Origin of the sequence: Azospirillum sp. TSO5 (assembly GCF_003116065.1) — a bacterium.
Classification (GTDB): Bacteria; Pseudomonadota; Alphaproteobacteria; order Azospirillales; family Azospirillaceae; genus Azospirillum.
The window spans coordinates 22828-47481 of sequence record NZ_LGQY01000163.1; the positions used below are offsets into that span (position 1 = coordinate 22828).

The 24654-nt window shown below is 69.1% G+C and carries 18 protein-coding genes; 11 read left to right on the forward strand and 7 right to left on the reverse strand.

All coding sequences use genetic code 11. The features are described 5' to 3' along the window. Positions 1-188 precede the first annotated feature (188 nt). Both TSO5_RS30970 and TSO5_RS32860 read right to left on the reverse strand, forming a co-directional pair. Complete coding sequence (locus TSO5_RS30970) at positions 189-839, reverse strand: DUF3800 domain-containing protein (protein WP_109155201.1); 651 nt, start codon at positions 837-839, stop codon at positions 189-191. A gap of 112 nt (positions 840-951) precedes the next feature. Next, complete coding sequence (locus tag TSO5_RS32860) at positions 952-1089, reverse strand: hypothetical protein (protein WP_158282516.1); 138 nt, start codon at positions 1087-1089, stop codon at positions 952-954. A gap of 51 nt (positions 1090-1140) precedes the next feature. Between TSO5_RS32860 and TSO5_RS30975 the strand changes: the two genes are divergently transcribed. The 3 genes from TSO5_RS30975 to TSO5_RS33115 are packed head-to-tail and all read left to right on the forward strand — an operon-like array spanning position 1141 to position 4678. Then, a complete protein-coding gene (locus tag TSO5_RS30975) occupies positions 1141-3327 on the forward strand; it encodes a TonB-dependent siderophore receptor (protein ID WP_247871055.1) in 2187 nt (728 codons plus the stop codon). Positions 3328-3374: 47 nt separating this feature from the next. Further along, complete coding sequence (locus TSO5_RS30980; protein ID WP_109155203.1) at positions 3375-4517, forward strand: PepSY-associated TM helix domain-containing protein; 1143 nt, start codon at positions 3375-3377, stop codon at positions 4515-4517. Further along, positions 4514-4678 carry a hypothetical protein gene (locus tag TSO5_RS33115; protein ID WP_199231072.1) on the forward strand — a complete coding sequence of 55 codons (165 nt, stop codon included), beginning with the start codon at positions 4514-4516 and terminating at the stop codon, positions 4676-4678. The genes TSO5_RS30980 and TSO5_RS33115 overlap by 4 nt, the downstream gene beginning before the upstream one ends. Before the next feature lie 13 nt (positions 4679-4691). Here the strand turns inward: TSO5_RS33115 and TSO5_RS30985 are convergent, their stop codons facing one another. After that, entirely contained in the window at positions 4692-6242 is a 1551-nt protein-coding gene (locus TSO5_RS30985) for an FAD-binding oxidoreductase (RefSeq protein WP_158282517.1), read from the reverse strand. 181 nt (positions 6243-6423) lie between these two features. Here TSO5_RS30985 and TSO5_RS30990 point away from each other — a divergent pair, with 181 nt between their 5' ends. The 6 genes from TSO5_RS30990 (at position 6424) to TSO5_RS31015 (ending at position 16892) form a co-directional block, all read left to right on the forward strand. Beyond that, positions 6424-7110: a response regulator transcription factor gene (locus TSO5_RS30990; protein ID WP_247871056.1), complete on the forward strand. Its 687-nt coding sequence runs from the start codon at positions 6424-6426 to the stop codon at positions 7108-7110. 5 nt (positions 7111-7115) lie between these two features. Then, the gene (locus TSO5_RS30995) at positions 7116-9125 is read left to right on the forward strand and encodes an ATP-binding protein (protein WP_109155205.1); all 2010 of its coding nucleotides are present in this window, start codon (positions 7116-7118) and stop codon (positions 9123-9125) included. A gap of 202 nt (positions 9126-9327) precedes the next feature. Next, entirely contained in the window at positions 9328-10425 is a 1098-nt protein-coding gene (locus TSO5_RS31000) for a hypothetical protein (protein ID WP_109155206.1), read from the forward strand. Between the two features lie 19 nt (positions 10426-10444). Beyond that, a complete protein-coding gene (locus TSO5_RS31005; RefSeq protein ID WP_109155207.1) occupies positions 10445-11887 on the forward strand; it encodes an NHLP bacteriocin system secretion protein in 1443 nt (480 codons plus the stop codon). 1 nt (position 11888) lies between these two features. Continuing rightward, complete coding sequence (locus TSO5_RS31010; RefSeq protein WP_158282518.1) at positions 11889-14030, forward strand: NHLP family bacteriocin export ABC transporter peptidase/permease/ATPase subunit; 2142 nt, start codon at positions 11889-11891, stop codon at positions 14028-14030. A gap of 15 nt (positions 14031-14045) precedes the next feature. Beyond that, complete coding sequence (locus tag TSO5_RS31015; protein WP_109155209.1) at positions 14046-16892, forward strand: ATP-binding cassette domain-containing protein; 2847 nt, start codon at positions 14046-14048, stop codon at positions 16890-16892. Positions 16893-16916: 24 nt separating this feature from the next. Here the strand turns inward: TSO5_RS31015 and TSO5_RS31020 are convergent, their stop codons facing one another. Further along, positions 16917-17852 carry an exonuclease domain-containing protein gene (locus tag TSO5_RS31020; RefSeq protein WP_109155210.1) on the reverse strand — a complete coding sequence of 312 codons (936 nt, stop codon included), beginning with the start codon at positions 17850-17852 and terminating at the stop codon, positions 16917-16919. A 306-nt stretch (positions 17853-18158) separates the two neighbouring features. On the opposite strand from TSO5_RS31020, the gene TSO5_RS31025 reads away from it, so the two are divergent. Beyond that, positions 18159-19094 (forward strand): DMT family transporter, encoded by a 936-nt coding sequence (locus TSO5_RS31025; protein WP_109155211.1) that lies wholly within the window; start codon positions 18159-18161, stop codon positions 19092-19094. A gap of 36 nt (positions 19095-19130) precedes the next feature. Here the strand turns inward: TSO5_RS31025 and TSO5_RS31030 are convergent, their stop codons facing one another. After that, positions 19131-20849 (reverse strand): VTT domain-containing protein, encoded by a 1719-nt coding sequence (locus TSO5_RS31030; protein WP_109155212.1) that lies wholly within the window; start codon positions 20847-20849, stop codon positions 19131-19133. 276 nt (positions 20850-21125) lie between these two features. On the opposite strand from TSO5_RS31030, the gene TSO5_RS31040 reads away from it, so the two are divergent. Continuing rightward, positions 21126-22304 (forward strand): acyl-CoA dehydrogenase, encoded by a 1179-nt coding sequence (locus TSO5_RS31040; protein WP_109155213.1) that lies wholly within the window; start codon positions 21126-21128, stop codon positions 22302-22304. 181 nt (positions 22305-22485) lie between these two features. Here the strand turns inward: TSO5_RS31040 and TSO5_RS31045 are convergent, their stop codons facing one another. Both TSO5_RS31045 and TSO5_RS33800 read right to left on the reverse strand, forming a co-directional pair. Next, the gene (locus tag TSO5_RS31045) at positions 22486-24159 is read right to left on the reverse strand and encodes a HAMP domain-containing methyl-accepting chemotaxis protein (protein ID WP_109155214.1); all 1674 of its coding nucleotides are present in this window, start codon (positions 24157-24159) and stop codon (positions 22486-22488) included. 367 nt (positions 24160-24526) lie between these two features. After that, on the reverse strand, positions 24527-24643 hold the full coding sequence (locus tag TSO5_RS33800) for a DUF6867 family protein (protein ID WP_348981071.1): 117 nt from the start codon (positions 24641-24643) through the stop codon (positions 24527-24529). Positions 24644-24654: the final 11 nt, after the last annotated feature.

Sequence of the window (24654 nt, forward strand, 5' to 3'; positions counted from 1 at the left end):
GAAACGGAATTGACCCAAGTCGGAGGGGAACCCATAATCGGGATGTGTCGAGGTAAGCGCCGAAAGGCTGCGCTCGCTGCCCGTCCAGGAGGGGCCGTTTGGCACCGTCAGTCACTTAGACGGGGATGTAGGCGAAGCGCCGACACACAAACCAAAGCCGCCTCCGGGCGGCTTTCGGCTTTTTAGCGCTAATGGTAGGCCGTATCCAGCCAAGCCGGACGGCACTCGGCCATGTCCACCATCGAGATTTTGAATTGGCCAGCGGCCTCGGCTGCGGCAAGAAGCCGTCGGCATGCCTCGGCATCCGGATAGTCACTGATGGCACGATGTACGGTGTTGGAGATCACGTCGGCGATCTGAATGCCTGGTGTTGCAACGCTGTTGGCGCATCCGACCGGAACCCGCGGCAGGGACGTGCGGCGCGAAACCGATGCGGCGATCTCCGCCTCAATGGCGCGGAGTATCGCCTTTTTGTATCGCCCACCGTCCGGAACAATACCTTGCACGCCTTGCCGATGGAGCGGCAGACAGCATTCCACGATCAACTCACGCCAAATCTGATGCTCTTCCAGTGTGCCGGCGGCCCATCCGCCAACAGGATCATCGCGGCGGCAGACCACGGACACCGCGACGGCTTCGGGATGCCGCTGGATGACGCTGAAAACGGTCTCGATCTGCCGGATGTCCAGCGCGTTGCCTTTCAACTCGGAGCCGGAGATGCCGGTCAGCTTCCGGATCGTCTTGAGCATTCGGAGCGCTTGGCCACCGTCAATCCGGACGGCCGACACGAGGAAATGCCCCTGTTCGATGCCGCCGCTTTCGTCACAGAAGATCTGCATGCCGTGTCGTCATAGCCTTGGAATGAATTGTACCAAGAAAGATCGGGGGCGGCCAAGCCGCCTGCGCCGAAGATCGCACGGCTGACCTTGGTATGGCTTCGCGCCACGGGTGTCATGGCGAGGGGCCGCCGACGATGCCGATATCGTCGCCGGGTGCCCGATAAGGCAGCCCCGCGTGGTTCACCGCCAGCAGGATGCGATTGTCGCGGCACATACGTGAATAGGCGTTGAATTTGAGAATGAGTTGCATTATGAGGGCTCTCAACTGCGAATGATTCTTATTCGTGTTGGGGGCAAGCAAGTGAAGAAACGGGTTGAGGGCGGCCGGGTGTCGCGTGGGGCGGCGTTCGGCGCCATGGTGCTGGGCGGTCTGATGGTGCCGGCGGTGGCAGGGGCCCAGAGTATTGGAGGGCAAAACGCGGGCGGGCAGGGCACCAATGGTGCCGCGATGCAGATACCGGCGGTGACGGTGACCGGGCAGGGGGAAACGGCGCTGTCGCCGGTGACCGGCTATGTCGCCAACCAGCAGGCGACCGGCACCAAGACCGACACGCCGCTGATCGAGACGCCGCAGTCGATCTCGGTCATTCCGGCCGACCAGATCCGCGACCAGAACGCCCAGACGTTGAATCAGGTGGTGCGCTACACCGCCGGCGTCACGGCGGAGACGCGCGGCGCGGTGGCGACCCGCTATGACCAGCTGAAGGTCCGCGGCTTCGACGCCGACACCTATCTGAACGGGCTGAAGCTGCAGTCGCTCTACTACGCGGCATCGCAGGTCGACCCCTATCTGCTGGAACGGGCGGAGGTGCTGAAGGGCCCGACCTCCGTGCTGTACGGGCAGTCGCCGGCCGGCGGCCTGATCAATCAGGTTTCCAAGCGCCCGACCGCCACCGCGCTGAACGAGGTCGGGGTCGAATACGGCACCGACAATCATTGGCGCGGCACCGCCGACTTTTCCGGCCCGATCGACAAGGACGGCAAGTTCCTCTACCGCCTGACCGCCGTCGGCCTCAGCGAGGACGGCCAGATCCGGATGACGGAGAACGAGCGCATCGCCGTCGCCCCGTCCTTCACCTGGAAGCCGGATGCCGAGACCAGCCTGACCCTGCTGGGCTTCTACCAGCACGACCCGAAGGGCAATTCCTATGGCGGCATCCCGCCGCAGGGCACGGTGCTGTCGAACCCGCTGGGCAAAATCCCGGTCGATTTCTATGACGGCGATCCGAATTTCGAGAAGTTCGACCGCCGTCAGGCCTCGGTCGGCTATGCCTTCGACAAGAAGCTGAGCGACGTCTGGACCGTGCGGCTGAACGGGCGCTGGCTGAACGCCAAGGTCGCCTATGACAGCCTGTACGCCAACGGCCTCGACGCCGACTACCGCACCCTCTATCGCGGCATCGCCACCTCGCGGGAGGAGATGAACGCGTATGCCTTCGACAACCAGATCGAAGGGCGATTCTCCACCGGCCCGGTCGGCCACACGCTGCTGGCCGGCGTCGATTACCAGCGGCTCGACGGCCATTACACCGCCGGCTTCGGGCTGGCGCCGTCGATCGACGTGTTCAACCCGGTCTATGGCGTCGCCGTCGCCCCGCCGGCGGTCAACCGCACCGACATCGACGGGCGCCAGACCGGCATCTATCTGCAGGACCAGATGCGGCTCGGCGGCTTCATCCTGACGGTGGCCGGACGCCGCGACTGGGCGAAGACCACCTCCAGCTCCGCCTTCGGCAGCAGCACCCAGTCCGATCAGGCCTGGACCGGCCGCGCCGGGCTGACCTATGTCTTCGAGAACGGCATCGCGCCTTACATCAGCTACGCCGAATCCTTCACGCCCAGCAGCGGCGTCGATTTCGCCGGCACGCCCTTCAAGCCGGAGGAAGGCACCCAGTACGAGGTCGGCGTGAAGTACCAGCCGCCGGGCATGAACAGCCTGTTCACCGCGGCCCTGTTCGACCTGACCCGCAGCAACCTGCTGACCAGCGATCCCGCCCACCCCGGCTTCTCCGTCCAGAGCGGCGAAGCGCGGTCGCGCGGCATCGAGCTGGAGGCCAAGGTCGGGGTGACCAAGGACCTCGACCTCATCGGCACCTACACCTACCTCGACACCAAATACACCAAGGACAATGGCGGGCTGGAGGGCAAGCGCCTGGCCGCCGTGCCGCGCCATCAGGCGTCGGCCTGGGCCATGTACCACATGCCGGAAGGCACCGCGCTGACCGGTCTCGGCGTCGGCGCCGGCGTCCGCTTCACCGGCAGCACGATGAACACGGCCAACAGCTTCAAGGTGCCGTCCTTCACCCTGGTGGACGCCACCGTGTCCTACGACCTGGGCGCCCTGTCGCCGAAGCTGCAGGGGGCGGAGGTCACCGTCAACGGCAAGAACCTGTTCAACAAGGAATATGTCGCCTCCTGCTATTACGGCGAGTGGTGCGCCTACGGCTATCAGCGGACGGTGACCGCCGGCCTGCGCTACCGCTGGTAAGTGTCCGTGCCGACCCTTCCCCTTCCCCATTGGCAAAGGAAGCCGTCATGACGCCTGCGAGCCTGCGGGGCTGGCGCCTCGTCCACCGCTGGACCAGCCTGATCTGTTCGGCGAACCTGCTGATCCTCTGCGTCACCGGGCTGATCCTGGTGTTCCACCACGAGATCCAGCATCTGATGGGGGAGGAGCTCGACAGCAGCTACACGGAGGGGCAGGCCCGCCTGCCGCTCCAGTCGCTGGTCGACATCGCGCGGAAGGCCGATCCGGCGCTGGAGCCCAAGCTGCTGTCCTTCGATCCGGAGGACAAGGCGGTCAACTACATCTATCTGAGCCCGCCCGGGGAGAGTGGCTTCGATCTGGGGCGCTGGGTGGTGCTGAACGGCTTTACCGGCGCCAACCAGATGCTGAAGCAGCCGGAGGAGACGCTGGTTGGCTTCCTGCTGAAGCTGCATGTCGACCTGTTCACCGGCTTCGCCGGGCAGATGTTCGTCGGGGTGATGGGGCTGCTGTTCGTGGTCAGCACGGTCAGCGGGCTGGTCGTCTACGGACCCTTCATGAAGAAGCTGGCCTTCGGCATCCTGCGTTTCGGGCGAGGAACCCGCATCGGCAACATCGACCTGCACAATCTGTTCGGCGTGGCGACCCTGGTCTGGGCCTTCGTCGTCGGGCTGACCGGCGCCATCCTGTCCTTCTCGCCGCTGATCACCGGCTATTGGCAGAAGACCGAACTGGCGGCGATGACCGCCCGCCATACCGAGCCGATGACCGGAAGTCCTGTGTCGATCGACCGGGTGGCCGAAGCCGGGTTGGCGGTCTTTCCCGGCAAGGATCTGGCCTTCATCGCCTATCCCGGCAACGAATATGCCGGCAGCCGCCATTTCAGCGTGATGGTGCGCGGCCACACCGAACTGACCCAGCGGCTGCTCAGCGTCGCGCTCGTCGATGCCGAGACCGGCGTGGTGGCCGAGGCGGCCGGCACGCCCTGGTACATGACGGTGCTGATGCTGTCGGGGCCGTTCCACTTCGGTGATTACGGCGGGCTGCCGCTGCAGATCGTCTGGGCGCTGTTCACCATCGTCACCGGCGCGGTGACGGTGACCGGATTCATCGTCTGGCTGAAACGGCCGCGGGCGCGGGCGGCATCCGCCGGGAGCGGCGCGTCCGGCGCCAAGCTGGGGAGCAAGGCATGACCGGCGTCTGGCGCATTCCGGCCGCGCTGGCCGTGCTCTCCGTCATCGGGCTTGCCGCCGCCATCCTGGGCGACGGGGTGTGGGACTGGCTGTGCTGGGCGACCCTGTCGGTGCCGCTGGTGGTCTGCGCCACCAAGCTGTGGCGGCAGTGGCCGTCCTGATTTGGAAATGGGTTCAGCCAAGGCCGTTGCGGCCCGGCGAAAGGACACCGGCCGGATCGCCCACCGCACGCAGTTCCGTCAGCAAGGCGGCGGCGGGTGAGCGGCGCAGCGCCTCGGGCACCGGCAAGCCGTTTGCCAGCCGGTAGGGCGCGAAGCCCCGGTCCAGCGCGGTTCCGATCAGATCCCGGTAAGCGGCGAGGGCGGCCTCGTCCGCACCCGGCATCGCCCGGTCGAACCCCAGGGTGAAATAGGTCAGCAGGCAGCGGAAGCTGTTGGACTCGATCCCGACATTGAGGTCGATTCCGGCCTGTTCCAGCCGCTCGCGCGCCCAGGTCAGGTAATCGGCCAGCGCCCCGAATTCGAAGGGGAAGGCAAGGCAGAGCCAGATCAGGCCGCAGCCGTCGCGGTCGGGATCGGCCGTCGCGAGGTCGGGGTGCCGATCCTTGCGCCAATAGACCGTTCGCAGGTTGCGTCCGTCCGGCACGCCCAGCCAATCCTCGTATCCCTCGATCCAGGCGCCGTCCCGCCGGGCGACGTCCAGTTCCACCGCTTGGGACACCGCGGCGAAGCGCCGGGACAGGCGGTCGGCGCGGGCCTCCAGCACCTCCGGCGCCTCCGCGCGGATCAGGGCGGAGGCGTGCCACTCGTTCAGGGCCGCCGGGGCGAGCCGGTCGGTCGGGACGGAGGCGCGGACATCGTCCAGCGCCAGCCATTTGATGCCGTTCCACAGGGTCAGCGAGCGGTCGGGCAGGGACTGCTCGCGTTGGCAGTCGCGCCACAGATCCAGGAAGGCGGGCAGGGCGTCGAGGCCGCCGATGTCCACCGACAGGATGGCGAGGTCGCTGGGCATCGCCTCCAGCCGGATGACGGCGCTGGTCACCACGCCAAGGTTCGACTGGCTGAACAGACCGTCGATCAGCGGCCCGGCCGGCGCCGGGTCCAGCCCGACCGTCCGCTCCGCCCCGAGCGGTCCGCAGCCGGTCCGCAGCCGCCGGCCGTCCGCCAGCGCGACCTCCAGTTCGCACAGCGAGGTCCAGCGCTCGCCCATGCTGCCGTCGCCGCGGTCGAGCGCGTTGGCGAGGGCGCTGGCCTCCGCCGGGCCGCCGATGACTGGCACGAAGAAGCGGTCGGTTCGCTCCGCCAGGAAGGCGGCCAGGGCGTGGAAGGTCACTCCGGCCTCCACCCGCACCAGCCCGCGCTCGCCATCGAAGCCGGAGATGCGGTCGAGCCGCCGGAGATCGAGCACCACCGCCCCATCCCGCGTCGGCGCCCGCGACCCCAGCCCCCAGTTGGCGCCGCGGCTGACCGGATGGACCGGCAGGCGGTGCCGGGTGGCGACGGCAAGGCAGGCGGCGGTCTGGTCGGCATCGCCCGGACTGACGACGGCCGATACCCGGACATCCGGCGCGAAGGTGCGCCGGCCCCAGCCCTGGCGCTCGGCCTCCGCGGTTCGGACATGCTCCGGCCCGACGATGCGGCGCCACTCCTCCAGCGCGTCGGCGGGCGGTTCGCTGTCGGAAAGCGAAGCGGCAAGGGGGGGGGACGGCGTGGGCATCCTGGGCATTGTGGGGCGGTCCCGGTTGCGGTCGTCGTGGCGGCGTGTGCATGGCATGCGGAGGCATGGTGACAGACTGTATACCGGGGGCGGCATCCCGTTTTCATGGGATGGCGATTTCGGGCAACGGCCCGCTATGATGAGGTTTGAATCGAAGGTTCGATCCGACAGTCCGCATGGGGTCGTCACAGTGGATCAGGCACGATCGGCCGCCGGAACCGGCGGCGTCATCTCCGTGGTCCTTGTCGAGGACGACGCGCCGACCCGTGACTTCCTGGCCGCATCGCTGGCCGCGGGCGAGGGGATCCGTCTGCAGGCTTCGGTCGGAACGCTGGCGGAGGCGCGCGCGGCGCTGGAGAGCAGCCGTCCGCGCGTGCTGGTGACCGACCTGAAGCTGCCCGACGGCCATGGCAGCGATCTGATCCGCGAGGTGCGGCAACGCATGCCGGAAACGGAGATCATGGTGATCTCCGTGCTGGGCGACGAGACGTCGGTGATGCAGGCGGTGCGGGCCGGCGCCTCCGGCTACATCCTGAAGGACGCGCGCCCGATCGACCTGATCGCGGCGGTCCACGACCTGACCAACGGCCGGTCGCCCATCTCCGCCTCCATCGCCCGCCACATCATCCGGCAGACCCAGACCGCGCCGCCCGTCATGGCGGAGGAGGCGCCGCCCGCCCTGACCCCGCGCGAGATGGACATCCTGTGGGGCATCGCCAAAGGATTCACCTACAACGACATCGCGGCCCGGCTGGGCATCAGCCGGCAGACGGTTCCCAGCCACATCAAGAACATCTACCGCAAGCTTGAGGTTAATTCCCGAAGCGAAGCGGTCTACACTGCGGTGGAGCGGAGAATCATCAAGCTGTCGGACTGACGCACTTGAGCCAACACATCGCCGGGTTGCCGGCGTCCGGTCCGTCCCTGCCGCGGCGCCTGCGGGCATGGCTGAGAGGCCGTGGCCCGCTGCTGCTGTTGTATTACGGGTTGGCCGCGCTGTTCGGTCTCGGGCTGGTGACGGCGACCCCGGAGATGCCGGACGGCGGATTGGCCGTCGCCGAGGCGACCTTCGCTCCGGTGGCGATGAACCTGGCCATGGAAACTCCGCCGCCCGAGACGATGCCGCCGGGGGCCGCCGCCGTTCCGCTGCCTTACCGCTGCAAGGCGGTTCCCGATCCGGTCGGCTGTTCCGGCCTGTTCCGCCTGACTTTTCACTATGATGCCGGCCACCATGATCCCGGCGACCATCCGGGCGACGAGGGCCGCTGGTCGATCTACGTGCCGATCCTGTCGGGGCACGCGACGCTGTGGCTGAACGGGGCGCTGCTGGTCGACAGCGTGACCATCCAGTCCGACGTGGTCGTCAACCAGTCGCTGCCGCTGATCCAGCCGATCCCCCGGCCGCTGTTGAAGGATGGCGAGAATCGGATCGACGTCCGCATCGCGGCCTGGAGCCAGTCCGGCGGCTTCCTCGACACGGTGGTGGTTGGCCCCGATCGCCTGCTTCGTCCCGCCTACAGCCAGCGCGAATGGATGATGGTCACGCTGCCGCGCCTGCTGGTGGCGTGGCAGGCGGCCTTGTGCCTGTCGCTGCTGATCGTGTGGGCCGGCCATCGCGACGAGCCGATCCATCTGGTGATGAGCCTGATCCTGGGGTTGGGCGTTCTCCAGGGCCTGCCGATGTTCAGCAGCGAGCCGAACGGCCTGGAACGGCTGTTCCGCGTCGTCAACTTCGCCGGCCAGTGGCAGGGGGCGCTGCTGCCCTTCGTGATGTCCCGTCTGGTCGGGCGTGAACTGGCGGTTCCGGTCCGGTGGCTGCTGGTGGCTCCGGCGGTGGTCGCCGGCGCGTTCCTGCTCGCCGCGGTCGACCCGGCACGGCTGCAGCCATGGTTCGCGTGGCTGTGGCTCGTCGTCGTGATCCCCTGGGCGGTGGCGATGCTGGGCTGGTCGGGCTGGATCGTGCTGTCGGCGGCGATCCGGCGGAACCATGCCGCCGCCCAGCTCGTGCTTGGCGGCCTGATCGTCATCGTGCTGATGGCCGGCCATGACATCCTGGCGGTGACCGGCGTTCTGGACCTGCGCGTGCCGTCGATGACCCGCTACATGGCGCCGCTGCTGATGACGGTGGTCAGCGCGACGCTGATGTGGCGATTCGCCCAGGCGCTGGGCGAGGTCAGCCGCTTCAACGACATCCTGCGGCGCGAGGTGGCGACGGCGGAGGCCGAACTGCGGGCCAGTTTCGCCCGCGAACAGGCGCAGACCCGCGCCGTCGCGCTGGAAAGCGAACGGCTGCGCCTGACCCGCGATCTGCATGACGGGCTGGCCGGGCAGCTGGTGTCGATCGTCGCCCAGTGCGAGCTGCCGCAGCATGACTACCGCCGCATCTCTGCGGCGGCCCGGCAGGCGCTGGACGATCTGCGGCTGGTCGTGGCGTCGCTGGACGATGTCGGCAACGACCTGGGCATGATGCTGGCGCAGTTCCACGAGCGCATCGGTCCCCAGCTCCAGGCGCAGGGGATGGAACTCGACTGGCAGATGGCGCCGTTGCCCGACATCGAGGGGCTCAGGTCGGAACATGCCCTGACGCTGTTCCGCATCCTGCAGGAGGCCGTCACCAATGCGGTGCGCCATTCCGGCTGCCGCCGGGTCAGCATCGCCATGGCGCCGGCGCCGGATGGTGGCCCCGAAGACAAGGGACGCTTCGCGGTCCGCATCGTCGTCAAAGACGAAGGCCGCGGCATTCCGGACGGAGTCGCCGCCGCAAGGCCCGGCAAGGGGCTGAACAACATGCGCCAGCGCGCGGCGTCGCTGGGCGCCGACCTGACCCTGGTCACCGGCCCGATTGGTACCCGCGTCGTCATCGATCTGCCATTCCGCCTGCCGGGTTTTTAAAGCATCCGATAGAACAGGCATCGGCGATACGCCACCATAACTTGCGAAAATCCCGGTTTCGCCAGCTCTCCCATAAACATGGGATTACCCAAAACGGTTAGTGCCCATACAAAAGATTTGGCGCAAACCTTGCGCAAATCCCGGCGGCGGTGAAAGCCGGGGCGAATGACTTCCGATCATCCAATAACCAGGGATTGCAGGCATGAGCAAGACGCAGGCGGCGATGGTCGACATTTCCGATGACGAGCTTCTGGTGGTGGTGGGCGGAACCGGCTCGACCAACGCCCAGTCCGGTCATGCGCAGGAGGATGAGAACGGGGTCAGCGTCAGCGTCGGGGTCGAGGTCGCCAGCGCTTCGGGCAGCGTCGGGGTTTCCACCTCCACCAGCCACGACATCGGCGGCGCCACCGTGACCACCGAGGTCGGGGCCGGCGCCAGCGGGTCGGCCGGCGTCACCGTCGGGTCGGGCGGCGTCACCGCGACGGCGGACGGCTTTGCCGGCAGCCACGGCAGCGTGACGGTGACCAACGGGCCGGTCACCCAGACCATCAGCTATGAGGCCGGCGCCAGCGGCAGCGCCAGCGTGTCGGTTTCCTACACCGGGGTGGAAGCCTCGGCATCCGGCTCGGTCGGCGTTTCGGTGACCACGGAAACCACGGTCGGCGGCAATGTCGGCCATGGCGTCACGGTGGAGGGCTCGGTCACCCAGACCATCGCGGTCGGCGCCGGCGCAGAGGTCAGCGGCTCCATCGGGGCGAGCGGCGTCCATGGCGACGTCAGCACCTATGCCGGCAATTACGTGGAGGTGACGGCCTCGGTCACCGCCGGCAACAACGACATCAGCAGCACCACCACGGTCGGCGTCATCGATTCCGGATCGGTCGGTGCCGGGACCGAGGTCACCGCCGGCTATTCCGACGGCCATGTCACGCTCGGGCTCGGCGCCACGGCGGCGATCGGCATCGGCGGCGTCACGGTGGGCCAGGAGGTCACGGTCAACACCGCCCCGCTCGAACATGCCGGCGCCCAGGCGGTGGCCGCGGCCACCCCCGCCGTCACCGACGCCGCCCACACGGTCGCCAACACCGCGCAGTCGGTCGCGACCACCGCGGCCCCTGCGGTGACCGATGCGGCGCACACCGTCGCCAACACGGCGCAGAACACCGCCAGCACGGTCAGCAACACCGCGCAGTCGGCCGTTCACGACGTGTCCAGCACGGCGCAGAGCACCGTCAACAGCGTGTCGAACACTGCGAAGAGCGTCACCAACTCCATCAAGAAGAAGATGAAGAAGTGGTGATGCCGGACGGAACGGCGGCATGAGCGACAGCGCGACGACGGAACGGCCGGCGGATCGGCCGGTGGCGGCGACGTCGCCGGCCGGCGGCGGTCCGGCCGCTTCCGGCGGCGAAACCGGCAAGGCCGGCTTCCGCGCGGAGGCCGCGGAGGCCGCCACCTCCGTGTCGCAGGTGGACGATGCGCTGGAGGTGGTGCGGCCGCCGGTGCTGGCCTTCTGCATCACGCTGGCCCTGCTGGTCGTCGGCGTCGTCGTGTGGGCGTCCTTCACCGACGTGCCGATCAAGATCACCGGGCAGGGCATCCTCGTCAGCCCGGGCGGCGTCATCGACGTGGTGTCGGAATCGAGCGGCCGGATCAACGACATCCGCTTCAAGCCGGGCGACCTGATCCACCCCGGCGACGTCGTCGCGCTTGTCGACCAGAGCGAGCAGAAGCTGAAGCTGGCGGAGGCCGAGGGCGAATTACAGGACGCCATCGCCGCCCGCGATGACATGCAACGCTTCCAGGAGCGCGACCTGCATGCCGACGAGGTCTGGCGGCAGGCACGAGAGCAGGCGGTCAACGGCAACATCACGTCGCTGCAGGAACGCCAGCGCATGATGACCGAGCGCGAGGAGCTGGTCCGCCAGCTCGCCGAGCGCGGGCTGATCACCCGCGACCGCGCCATCTCCGCCAAGATCGAGCTGTTCACCATCCGCTCCGACCTGGAGGCCCAGCGCAACGAGCTGCAGACCATGACGCTCGACGCCGCCCGCCGCCAGACCCAGCGCGAGAAGGACATGCTGGCCGCCGAGCAGCGGGTGGCCACCGCCTCGCGCGCGGTGGAGTCCGCCCGCGACCGGCTGAAGCGCTATGCCGCGGTGCTGTCGCCCTATGGCGGCCGCGTGGTGGAGGCGAAGGCGAATATCGGGCAGGTGGTGTCGAGCGGCGCGCCGATCGTCAGCATCGAGCGCGACGGCGCGCTGGCCGGCCAGGGGAGCAATCCTGGTGGCGATCTGGTGGCCCTGGTCTATGTCGGGGCGCAGGACGGCAAGAAGCTTCGCCATGGCATGGAGGCCGACGTGTCGCCGGCGTCGGTCCGCAAGGAGGAGCATGGGCACCTGATCGGGCGGGTCGACCGCGTGGCCGACACCCCCGCCAGCAGTGTCGGCATGCTGCGCACCCTGCAGAACGACGCGCTGGTCGGCGAATTCCAGAAGACGCTGCGCACCCCCTTCGAGATCATGATCCGGCTGGACCGCGATGCGGCCGGCGCGCTGCGCTGGTCCACCGGCAATCCGCCGAAATTCTCGATGGATGGCGGCACGCTGGTGTCGGTGGAGATCACCGTGCAGAAGGTCCGGCTGATCGCCCTGGCCCTGCCCATCCTGCAGCAATGGCTCCGGCTGGATCTGACCGACGTGGCGCCGGAGCCGGATGCGGGCAAGATGCCCGCGACCGCGCCGGCCGCATCCGGAGCCTGAGATGCGCACCCCGTCGATCCTGCAGATCGAGGCGGCGGAATGCGGCGCCGCGGCGCTCGGCATCGTCGCCGCCCATTACGGCCGCTGGCTGACGCTGGAGGATCTGCGCGAGCGCTGCGGCATCTCGCGCGACGGCAGCCGCGCCGCCAATCTGGTCCAGGCCGCGCGCGAACTGGGGCTGCAGGCCCGCGGCGTGCGCACCGAGCCGGAGGGGCTGCAGGGACAGACCGGACCGATGATCCTGCATTGGGGAATGGACCATTTCCTGGTGCTGGAGGGACGGCGCGGGCGCTGGTGGTACCTGAACGACCCGGCGCGCGGCCGGCGCCGCGTCGACGATGCCGAATTCCGCCGCCAGTTCACCGGCATCGCCCTGCTGATGGCGCCGGGACCGGAGTTCCGCAAGGGCGGGTCGGCGCCCAGCGCGCTGCGCGGCCTCGCCCGGCGGCTGCGCAAATCCTGGGGGGCGGTGTGGTTCGCCGCGGCGATCAGCCTGCTGCTGGCGATCCCCGGCATGCTGTTCCCCGCCTTCCGCCAGATCTTCATGGACAGCGTGCTGGTCGGCGGGCTGGCCGACTGGATGACGCCGCTGATCGGCGCGATGCTGATGGTCGGCGCGGTCACGCTGACCTTCACATGGTTGCAGAAAAGCGTGCTGCACCGGCTGGAGACCCGTCTGGCCCTGCTGGGCGGCATCGGCTTCATGGAGCGGGTGCTGCGGCTGCCGATGGGCTTCTTCGGCCAGCGCGGGCCGGCGGCGGTCGCCGACCGCATCATGCAGAGCGACCGTCTGGCCGAACTGCTGGCCGGCGAGATCGGCGGCTGCCTGTTCGCCATCCTGACCGCGCTGACCTATCTGGCGGCGATGGCCTTCTACCAGCCGGCGCTGGCGCTGGTCGCCGTGGCCGCCGCCGCCAGCCTGGCGCTGGCGTTGGCCCTGCTGTCGCGCCAGCTGGAGGAGGGCCAGCAGCGTCTGCTGAACGAATCGGCGCAGGAGGGCGCCGACGCCAAGCAGGGGCTGCGCATGATCGAGACCTACCGCGCCGCCGGGGCGGAGCGGCTGCTGTTCGAGCGGCTGGTCGCCCGCCATGCCCGCGTGCTGAACATCCGCCAGTCGCTGATGCTGCGCCGCGCCGTTCTGCGGCTGCTGCCGGCCTTCGTCGGCGGGGTGGCGTCGGCCGCCGTGGTCACCGTCGGCGGCGGCATCGTCGCGGAAGGCGGCATGACCATCGGCGCGATGATGGGATTCATGGTGCTGATGTCGGCCTTTTTGGCGCCAGTGTCGCGCCTCGTCCAGCTCGGCGCCCGCATCCAGGAGGCGCGGTCCTATCTGCGCCTGCTCGACGACACCATGCAGCATCCCATCGCCGAGGAGTTCCGGCAGGCGCAGCCGCAGCAGGCCCCCGCCGTGCTGCGCCGGCTGACCGGGCGGATCGAGCTGCGCGACGTGACCTTCGGCCATTCCCGCCGGGCGCCGCCGCTGATCCGCGGCCTGTCGCTGACCATCGAGCCGGGCGAGCGGGTCGGGGTGGTCGGCGGCTCCGGCTCCGGCAAATCGACGCTGGCGCTGCTGACCGCCGGGCTTTACGAGCCGTGGTCGGGCGAGGTGCTGCTCGACGGCAAGCCGCTGCGCGAGATCCCGCGCCGGGTGCTGCGCCAGAGCGTGCAGGTCGTCGATCAGAACGTGACGCTGTTCGAAGGCAGCGTGCGCGACAACATCGCCCTGTGGGACCCGACGGTGTCGGACGAGCGGCTGTTCGCCGCCGCCCGCGACGCGGTGATCCACGACATCATCATCGACCGCCGCGACGGCTATGCCTCCCCGGTCAGCGAAGGCGGGGCCAATCTGTCGGGCGGCCAGCGCGCCCGCATCGAGATGGCGCGCGCCCTGGTGCAGAACCCGCGCATCCTGGTGATGGACGAGGCGACCGCCGCGCTCGACGACCACACCCAGGCGCAGCTGCTGTCCAACCTGCGCCGCCGGGGATCCACCATGCTGGTGATCGCCCACCGGCTGACGGCGATCCGCGACTGCGACCGGGTGCTGGTGATGCAGAGCGGCGAGATCGTCGAGTCCGGCCCGCCGGCCGAGCTGGCGCGCCGCGCCGGCGCCTTTTCCTCGCTGATGCTGAGCATGGCCTGACCGGATGAGCCGCAGATGACGACCGAAGCCGCCCTGCCGGATTCCGACATCAAAGAGGTGGCCGGCGCTCCCGTCATCGCCTTCCAGCAGCCGGCCGTGGCGCTGGAACCCGCGGGATCGGTCTGGTTCCTGGAGGAGGGCGAGGCCGACATCTTCGCCGTCGCCGCCGTGGGCGCCAACGCCGGTTCGCGCCTGTTCCTCGGCCGGCTGCCGGCGGGCAGCCTGCTGGTCGGCATCGACGCCTTCATGCAGGAACTGATCGCGGTTCCGGCGGCCGGGTCGCGGCTGGAGGCCGTCGCCGACCCGCTGGAGGAGATCGAGCCCGACGCCCTGCTGGCCGGGATGGAGGCGTGGTCGTCCACCCTGATCTCCGGCATCGCCGCCATCCTCTGGCATCCCGAGCGCATCGACCGGCAGGCCCGCAGCGGCGCGGCGGTCGAGCTGGCGGACGGGCAGCTGGTGATGGTGCAGGAAGCCGGATTGTGGTGCGCGGTGCCCGCCCCCGGCGCCCTGCTGCTGGAGCAGGAGATCATCCAGGGCATCATGCCGCTGCCGCCGCGCGCGTGGCTGAAGGCGGCGGGGCCGATGCGCATCGTCTTCGGCCGCCGACCGCTGCCGCGCGACCTGCCCGCCGCGCTGACCGGCATCCATGCGCTGACCGCGGCCTGCGGTGAAATGCTGATGGGCGCCCGCGGTCTGGCCGAGGCCGACGAGGCCGGGCGGCTGTCGCTGCGCGGCGCGCGCGAGGCGGAGGAGGGCGAGCGCTTCGTCCATCTGGCCGGGCGCCTCCTCGACCATGCCCGCAAGCCGTCGGCGCCGGCGGACGGCGGCCATCACGATCCGCTGTTCACGGCGATGAGCGCGGTCGCCGCCCGCACCAACCCCCGCCTGCGGCTGCGCCGGCCGACTCTGCTGCGCGAGCGCGACCTCGACGTGCAGCCGACGATGGAGGAGATCGCCCGCGCCTCCGGCCAGCATATGCGGCCGGTGACGCTGACGGAGGGCTGGTGGCGCCGTCCGCTGGGTCCGCTGGTCGGTGCGACGCTGGAGGGCCGACCGGTGGCGCTGCTGCCGAAGGGGCGCGGCTATGAGCTGCTGGCCGGCGAGGATGCCAAGCCGGTCCGCGTCACCGCGCCGGTCGCCGCCGGGTTGTCGCCGTCGGCCTGGACCATGGTCGAACCGCTGCCGGACCGGCCGCAGACCGTCGGGTCGCTGATGCGGTTCGTCCGCACCCCGCCGGCCTTCTGGCTGCTGACGCTGGCGGTGGCGGCGCTGGGCGCGCTGCTCGGCCTCGCCAGCCCGTTCGGGATGAAGTTCGCCTTCTCGTCGCTGGTGCCGGCGCGCGACCATGGCGGCCTGCTGGAGCTTGGCATCCTGCTGGGCTGCGTCGCCGCCGTCACGCTGGTGATCCAACTGGTCGGCGAGGTGACGCGGCAGAGCATGCAGACCATGCGCGAGGCCGGGCTGCATGCCGGCCTGTGGGACCGGGTGCTGCGGCTGCCGATGCCGGTGCTGCGCCAGCATTCGGCCGGCGACATGGCGGCGCGGGTGGGAATGGCGATGGCCCTGCCGCTGGCCGCCCAGGGCTTCACCGTCGCCGGCATCGGCACCGGCGCGGTGCTGGTCGCCAGCATCTTCGCGATGGCGTCCTTCCATGGCGCCGGCGCGGTGGTGGCGGTGTTGGCGCTGGCGGTGCAGCTGGGGCTGGCGGTCCTGTCGGCGGTGCTGCGGGCGCGGGTCTACAAGGTGGGCGAGGCGCTGAGCGGGCAGGCCGATTCCCTGGCGATGCAGTTCCTGACCGGCATCGCCAAGCTGCGTCTGGCCGCCGCCGAGCATTGGGCGCTGACCCATTGGTCGGAGCGCTTCATCGGCATGCGCGAGAAGCGCATGGAGGTGCAGGAGATCGAGGGGCGGATGGCGGCGGTCAACTCCGCCCTGCCGGTGCTGGCGATGGCGGCGCTGTTCCTGGTCTTCCATTCCGCCGGGACCGACAGCGCCAGCATCGTCGCGATGATGACCGCCTATATGATCGCCAACGGGGCGGCGGCGGCGCTGGGCGACGGGTTCGGCGCCTTCTATCAGGTCTACGCCGCCCGCGCCTTCGCCGATCCGGTGCTGCGTTGCGCGCCGGAGCCGGCGCTGGGACGGATCGACCCCGGCCGGCTGTCCGGCCAGATCGCGGTCAGCGGGCTGTACTTCAATTACGCCCAGGCCGAAACCCCGGTGTTCGCCAACCTGAACCTGTCCATCGCCGCCGGCGAGTATGTGGCGATCCTCGGCCGGTCGGGCTGCGGCAAGTCCACGCTCGTCAGGATTCTGCTGGGGCTGGAGCGGCCACGGGTGGGCAGCGTCACCTATGACGGCAACGATCTGTCCTCGCTCGATCTCGGATTGTTGCGGCGGCGGGTCGGCACCGTGCTGCAGGGGGCGCAGCTGCCGCCCGGCGCGCTGATCGACGTGGTGCGCGGCCTGAGCGACGCGACCGAGGCGGAAATCTGGGACGCGCTGGCGGCGTCGGCGATCGCCGATGAAATCCGGGCGATGCCGCTGGGTGTGCGCACGCCCATCGCCGATGCGTCGCGCACGCTGTCGGGCGGGCAGGTGCAGCGGCTTCTGCTGGCCCGCGCGCTGGTGACCAAGCCCGATGTGCTGATCCTCGACGAAGCGACCAGCGCGCTGGACAACGCCACCCAGGCGGCGACCATCCGCACCCTGTCGTCGCTCGACTGCACCCGGATCGTCATCGCCCACCGGCTGGAGACCATCCGCGGCGCCGACCGAATCCTGATTCTGGACGGTGGCCGCGTCGCCCATGCCGGCCGTTTCGCCGAGCTGCAAGCCCGTGGACTGCTGGGCGCGTAGCGCATTTCCGCGTGTCGATCGGCGTCAGCCGCGCTTTCCGGCGTGGGACGCCGTCACCATGGCGAAGAACTGCGCCTCGTCGATGATGTCGGGCTTGCCGTATTTGGCGCGCCGGGCGGCGGCGGTGTCCAGCTTGGTAGCGCCGGGGGCGTGGCCGACGACGAGATAGTCGGTGTCCTTGCGGACGCTGGGATGCCAGTGTCCGCCCAGCGCCAGGATGCGGGCCATCACCGCGTCGCGCGACAGGCCGGTCAGTTCGCCGGTGACGGCGAAGGCATGACCGCCGACGCCGTGCGTGATGGGAGCGGCCGATGGCCGGACCACCGGCGGAGGGTCGATCTGGTTGGTCGGTGCCAGATGGGGAACCGCCAGCATCTCGGCGCTGCCGAGGATCATCTTCTGGAACAGACGGCTGGTGATCTCGGCATCGACGAAGGCGCCGTGGAAGCGGGCCCGGATGCCGACATCGATGCCGAACAGGGTCGCCACCGCATCGAGCGACGCGCGCCCGGCCACCTGTGCCCGCGCGTGTTGCATCGTGCAAACCGACTGGCCCGGCGTCCAGGGAAGGCCGCAGAGCCGGAATTCATGGCGCAGGAAGTCGATGTCGAAGCCGACATTGTGGCCGACCAGCACCGCGCCGTCGAGGAAGTCGCGAACGTCCTGGGCGACGCTGTGGAAGGGATCCTGGTGGCGCAGCAGGTGATCCGGCAGCCCGTGCACCCTCAGCGCATGCGGGTTCGACTTGCGGCTGGGATTGAAGATGAGGCTGAGACAGCGGCCGGTCGGCGTCGCCTCCGTCAGTTCGATGGCGGCGAAGCTGACCATGCGGTCGCCGCCGGCCGGCGACAGCCCGGTGGTCTCGCAGTCGATGACGACGAAACGGCGGGCGGAGGTCTGCGTCCGGGTGGCTTTCGCCGCCGCCGGACGGGCACGCACTGCATCGAACAAACGGCTCATGACCTCTCGTCCCGGGGGCAGGACGGCCCTGCCACGTCAAACACGCGCCGACTATAGGCGGGTGCGCCACCGCAGGTCGAGAGTCCGTGCCGTCGCAGGGCCGGCCGCCGGACGGTCGCCGATCCGCGGCCGATCCCGCCTCTTTCGCCCCCGGCGCGCCCTGCGACTTGGGGGGACGCATAGCCGATATGACGTGACGGTCGGCTGAACCGGCTCAGTGATTCGGCAGGCCGCCTGTCATGGTGGCATTTATCCGCCGGCGACGTTCGGTGGCGTCATGGTCGAATCAAACGAGGAAGGTGTCGTGTGACACGGAGCCGGTGGCATTCGCATCATACCGGGAAGGTCCTTCCAACGGCCTCCGGAACCGGACCGGGCCTGACGGTCTATGCGCAGCTTGCCGGGATCGTCCTGTTCTGGGGCGCCAACTGGCCGCTGATGAAGCTGGCGCTGGTCGACATCGGGCCGCTCGCCTTCTGCGCCGTGCGGCTGTTCGGAACCGCGCTGAGCGTCGCGGCGCTGGCGCCGATCCTGCGCTTTCCCCTGCTGCCCCAACGCGGCGAGCGGCTGATGCTCGCGGTCGTCGGCCTGCTGCAGGTCGCCGGCATGATGGGGCTGAGCAACATCGGGCTGCAGTTCGTCTCGCCGGGGCGGGCGTCGGTCCTCGCCTACACCATGCAGATGTGGGCCTTGCCGCTCGGCCTGCTGCTGCTGGGCGAGCGGATCACCGGGCGGCGCGCCGCGTCGGCGGGGCTGACCTTCGCCGGGGTGGTCGTCTTCTTCAACCCGGTGCTGGTGGATTGGAACGACGCCAACGCGCTGATCGGCAACGGCCTGCTCATCGGCTGCGCGCTCAGCTGGGCGCTGGGGGCGACCCTGTACCGCCGGCGGGTCTGGCGCACGCCCTTCTGGACCCAGACCTTTTGGCAGATCGCCGCCAGCGCGCTGGTGATGGTGCCGCTGGCGCTGTCCACCGAATACGGGCACCCGATCCACTGGTCGGGCTCCCTGCTGGCGGTCGTCGCCTACAACTGCCTGATCGCCACCGGGCTTTGCTATTGGTGGTGGGGCAAGGCGCTGTCGGTGATGCCGGCCAGCCAGGCCGGGCAGATCGTCTGTCTGGTGCCGATCACGGCGCTGCTGTTGAGCGCGATCTTCTACCACGAGCCGCTGAGCGCGGGCGTGCTGGCCAGCGTGGCGATGATCGCCGGCGGCATCGTCCTGTCGGCGCGGGCGCGCTGAGCGGACCCGGCGGCGCCGGAATAGGAATTGTGGCCGTCAGTTGGAGGCGGGATAGAGCGGCAGCAAATTCTGCTGGCGGCGCTGGTAGCGGACCAGTTCCAGCGCGCTCAGCGGACGGGCACCCTGCGCCCGGCAGGCGGCGGCGACCTCGAACATCAGCGCCTGCTGGTGGAACAGGGTGGCGTAGGCGTCGCCCAGCCGGAATTCCGGATCCCACATGTGGATGGCCTCCGCCCCGGCGCCGTTGACCTCGATGATGCGGAAATCCTCGCCCACCGCCAGCCGCTCCACCGAGGCGAAGCGCACGTCGAAGCGGCCGAAATGGAAGCCCGGCATTTCGTCGGCGATCTCGTCGAAGCGGGCGGTCAGCGTCGCCGTGACATGGCCGCAGGCGTCCTTGTAGAGGCCGCCGACCCGGCTGCTGCCGACCAGCGACAGCCGGACCGTGCGGCCCGCCTCCGGCACCTCGTCCAGCCGGTCGGCCAGCGCCTCGTGATGCAGCTCCGCCTTCCAGGAGGCGCGCGGATCGGCGGCGATCAGCTGGCGCAGGGTGGAGCGGCCGTCGCCCACCACATGCGGGTAATAGCGGAAGGTCATGGAGAAGATGCGCCCGTGCCGCTCCCCCGGCTTGCGGACGTAGAAGATGCCGGCCTCGCCGGCGTAAGGCACATGCTCCTGCAGGATCAGCCGGACGTCGGCCGGGAAGCCGCGGAGATAGGCGTGGAGATCGGCGCTGTCGCGCACCAGACGCACGCCGATGCCGCGCCAGCCGATGTCGGGCTTGGCGACCAGCGGGAAGGACAGGCCGGCGCCCGAGGCCAGCGAATCCAGCTGGGCCGGGGTCAGCGACGGGCGGTTGACCAGGGCGACGGATTGCGCGGCCCAGCGGCGCGCCGCCGGCCCGATCAGGTCCATGCAGGCGATCTTCGATTCGCCCAGCAGGCCGCCGGCCTCGATCGACGGGTTGGCGGCGGTCGGCAGGGTCAGGCTGCGGTGGCGGACGCCGAGAGCGAACCACTGCGCCACCAGCGGGATGTAGAACAGCAGCGGCGGAATGCGCTCCGCCCAGCCGATGGTGGGGGCGCCGGCGGGCACCACCGGCAGGCCGGGCAGGGCGATGGCGCGCGGGGTCGGGCTGCCGTGCAGCGCATCGCGCAGGGCGGCGGGCAGATGCGGCTCCAGCTTCGCCCGGACGCGGGCGAACAGGCTGCGGGCGATGGTCTGGGCGCGCCGCGTGCGCAGGAGCATCAGCGCCGCCGCGCAGCCGATGCCGATCACCTGCACTTGCACCGCCGCCGATTCCAGCGAGGAGGTCATCAGCGTCAGCAGCAGCCCGACATGGACGCCGGCGGTCGCCAGGGTGATGGCGACGAAGCGCAGGAACGGCACCCGCATCACGCCGCAGGCGAAATAGGTGGGGAACAAGACGCCGGGCACCAGCCGGCAAGTCACCAGCGTCGGCAGCAGGTTCTTCTGCAATGCGTTGCGGCAGCGCTCAAGCATCGGCCCTTCGGTCCGCCGCCGGATCCAGGTGACCCGCAGCGACAATAGTCCGAGGATATAAATGAACAGGTCGCCGGCAACGATCCCACACAGTAGCGTGAAGGCGGTCACGCCAATGCTGACGGTGCCGACGCTGACAAGGCTCGCACCCGCTGCAATCGCAACGTCTTCGTGCAAAAGTGTCAGCAAAGCAAGGCCCAGCAAGAGGGGAAAACCAGCGAGGGCGGTTATTGGTTGCAATGCAGCAAACACGGGCGGGCTGTCCGTTGGAATCGGGGCGGCAAGGATGCCACCGGCAAAATTGCATAGGAAAAGGTAAGCTTCACGTTAAAACTTTTGTAGAACCGTGCGACATAGAGACTGTTTCCTTTAGGCCATATCGAAACGGTATGACCATGATAGAAAATATGTGTTTGCAGCTATGGCGCCGGCGCGGCACAGTGCGTCTCAATGAAGACCGGCCAATCGGTGACCGGCGGGCGAAGCGCCAGACGACACGACCCAGACGATACGACCAGGAGACGCACCGTGCAGAGCATCCAGTGGGACGACGCCTTTCTCCTTGAAGCCCAGCTGACCGAGGATGAGAAGCTGGTGCGCGACAGCGCCCGCGCCTACTGCCAGGACCGGCTGCAGCCGCGCGTCATCTCCGCCTTCCGCGAGGAGCGGTTCGACCGCGAGATCATGACCGAGATGGGCGAACTGGGCCTGCTGGGCCCGACCATCCCGGAGGAGTACGGCGGGCCGGGCGTCAGCCATGTCGCCTACGGGCTGGTCGCCCGCGAGGTGGAGCGGGTGGACAGCGGTTATCGCTCGGCCATGTCGGTGCAGTCCTCGCTGGTCATGCACCCGATCTACGCCTATGGCAGCGAAGAGCAGAAGAAGAAGTGGCTGCCGCGTCTGGCCACCGGCGAGCTGGTCGGCTGCTTCGGCCTGACCGAGCCGGACCACGGCTCCGACCCCAACGGCATGAAGACCCGCGCCACCAAGGTCGATGGCGGCTATCTGCTGTCGGGCTCCAAGATGTGGATCACCAACTCGCCCATCGCCGATCTGGCCGTCGTCTGGGCGAAGTCGGACGCCCATGACAACAAGATCAAGGGCTTCGTGGTGGAGCGCGGGACCAAGGGCTTCTCCACGCCAAAGATCGAGGGCAAGCTGTCGCTGCGCGCCTCGGTCACCGGCGAGATCGTTCTGGACGAGGCCTTCGTGCCCGACGAGAACCTGCTGCCCAACGTGTCGGGCCTGGGCGGTCCGTTCGGCTGCCTGAACAAGGCGCGCTACGGCATCGCCTGGGGCGTGATGGGCGCGGCGGAGTTCTGCTGGCACGCCGCCCGCCAGTACACGCTGGACCGCAAGCAGTTCGGCCGCCCGCTGGCCCAGACCCAGCTGGTGCAGAAGAAGCTGGCCGACATGATGACGGAGATCACGCTGGGCCTGCAGGCCTGCCTGCGCGTCGGCCGCATGATGGACGACGGCAGCTGGTCGCCGGAGGCGATCTCGCTGATCAAGCGCAACAACTGCGGCAAGGCTCTGGACATCGCCCGCGTCGCCCGCGACATGCACGGCGGCAACGGCATCTCCGAGGAGTTCCAGGTCATCCGCCACATGGTGAACCTGGAGACGGTGAACACCTACGAAGGCACCCACGACGTCCACGCCCTGATCCTGGGCCGGGCGCAGACGGGCCTGCAGGCGTTCTCGTAAGGTCACTTTGGTAAGGTAGCGATTTCCCTCTCCCGTCCCGGAAGAGGGAGGGGGCCCGCCGTGAAGCGGTGGGAGGGTGAGGGGTGAACCGAGAATCGGTGTGGTTGCGGATTCTCGGACTACCCCTCACCCTCCCCACTCCGTGGGTCCCCTCCCTCTCCCGGGGCGGGAGAGGGCGTTTTCAGGTTCCGGTCGCCTGCTGGCGCACCTCCGTCAGGAAGCGCTCCACTTCGGCGGCCAGCGCGCGGGTCTGGCCGGACAGGCCGCGGGCGGCGTCCTGCACGCCCAGCGCGGTGCTGCCGGCGCTCTCCGCCGTGTGGGCCAGGGCGGCGATGGTCGCCGACACGTCCTGGGTGCCCAGCGCCGCCATCTCCACCGCCCGCGCGATCTCCTGGGTGGCGGAGTTCTGTTCCTGCACCGACTGGGTGATGGTGCCGGAAATGCCGTCGATCTCGGTGATGGTGCTGCCGATGGCGCCGATGGCGTCGGCGGCCTCGCGGGTCACCGACTGCATGGCGTTGACCTGGGCGGCGATCTCGTCGGTGGCCTTGGCGGTCTGGTCGGCCAGCCCCTTCACCTCGGTCGCCACCACGGCGAAGCCTTTGCCGGCCTCCCCCGCACGCGCGGCCTCGATGGTGGCGTTCAGCGCCAGGAGGTTGGTCTGCTTGGCGATGGCATGGATCAGCCCGACCACCTGACCGATGCGTTCGGCGTTGGCGATCAGCCCCTGGACGGTGGCGTTGGTGCGGTCGGCATGGGACACCGCCTCGCCGGCGATGCGGGCGGAATGGCCGACCTGTTCGGTGATGCCGCCGATGGAGCTGGCGAGTTCGGTCGCGGCGGCGGCGGCGGAGCGGACGTTGGACTGGATGTCGTCGGATTCGCGGGCGACGTTGCGGGTCTGGCTGGACGCCTCGCCCACCACCATCGCCATGCGGTCGGCGCTGTCGGCCATGCCGGACGCCGACTCGGCGATGCCCTCCACCAGACGCTTCACCGTGCCCTGGAAACGGTCGGCGAGGTCGAGCAATGCTGCACGCTTGGCCTCCTCCGCCCTGGCGTCGGCTTCGGCCTGGGCGGCGTGCATGCGGGCGATGGCGCGGGCGTTGTCGCGGAAGACGGTGACCGAGCCGGCCATGGCGCCGATCTCGTCGGAGCGGCCGTCGCCGGGCACCTCGACGGCGGTGTCGCCGTCGGCCAGCTTCGCCATCGCCGCCGACATGGCGCGCAGCGGGCGTATGACGATGCGGCCGAGCAGGACGTTCAGCAGGGCGATCTGCACCACCAGCGCGATCAGGCAGATGGCGATCTGGTTGCGCATCTGGGTGGCGATGGCGTCGATCTGCTGGTCCAGGCTCCAGGCGATCTGCAGGGCGCCGACCAGCCGGTTGCTCTTGCCGGTCACCACCGGCACCGTCACGACGATGTGGCCGTTGGCCGAGCGGGTCTGCGCGCCCTTGCCGGCCAGCACCGCCTCGACCAGATCCTTGTCGGCCTTCAGGTCGTACTTGGCGAAGCGCGGGTTGGAGAAGTCGGCCAGCGTGTCCGACGCGGTCGCGGCGCGCAGCGAGGCGAGCTGCACCTCATGGCTGTCGGCCAGCGGCATGAACTCCGTCTCGATGGAGGCGCCGTCGCTGGCGATGAAGCTGGTCTTGGTGGCGTTCGCCAGCATGTCGGTCTTGACGCGGGCGTCGTGCGTGGCGAGCCGCACCGCGTCGTCATACTGCATCTTGGCCTGCAGCCCCATGATGACGATGAAGCCGCCGACGATGGCCGCCACGAAGGCCGCCGTCACCTTCCGCCCGACGCTCCAGAACCGTCGCGGCCGGGATGCGGCCGCCTTGTCCACTGCCATGCTCTTGCCCTTCCCATGCCGCCTTCGCGTCGCATCGACCGTCAAGGCATGACGGATCAGCCGCCGGAATGACCGGCGTTCGCTGTCGAAGCGTCAACGAATTGCAAAATTTAAATGGTATTGTAACGGAACGTCATGGTCTGCGCCATGATCTTCTTCTCTGACTTTCGGATGATTGCCGACTGTCACAGCAATACTGAAGTCTCGGCCGGCGCGGCCAAAGTGAAGGCGGCGCCGTTGCCTGGACGAAACGGCGCCTTTCCATGCCGGATATATCGCTAATCCGGCTTCTGTTCTTTTGGTTGTGCGTTATGCTGGGGTGTTCCGGGTCCTCCATCGGAACCGGAACACCCCAGGTTGCGGCATCTCAGCCGCGGGCCGGCTTGCGCTCCCGCCAGCCGAACGGGCCGGCAGTCTCATAGAGCCACGGGTACTGGTTGACCATGCGCCTTGCGATGGCGATGCGGTGGGCGGTCAGCGTGATGAGGCCGAGCA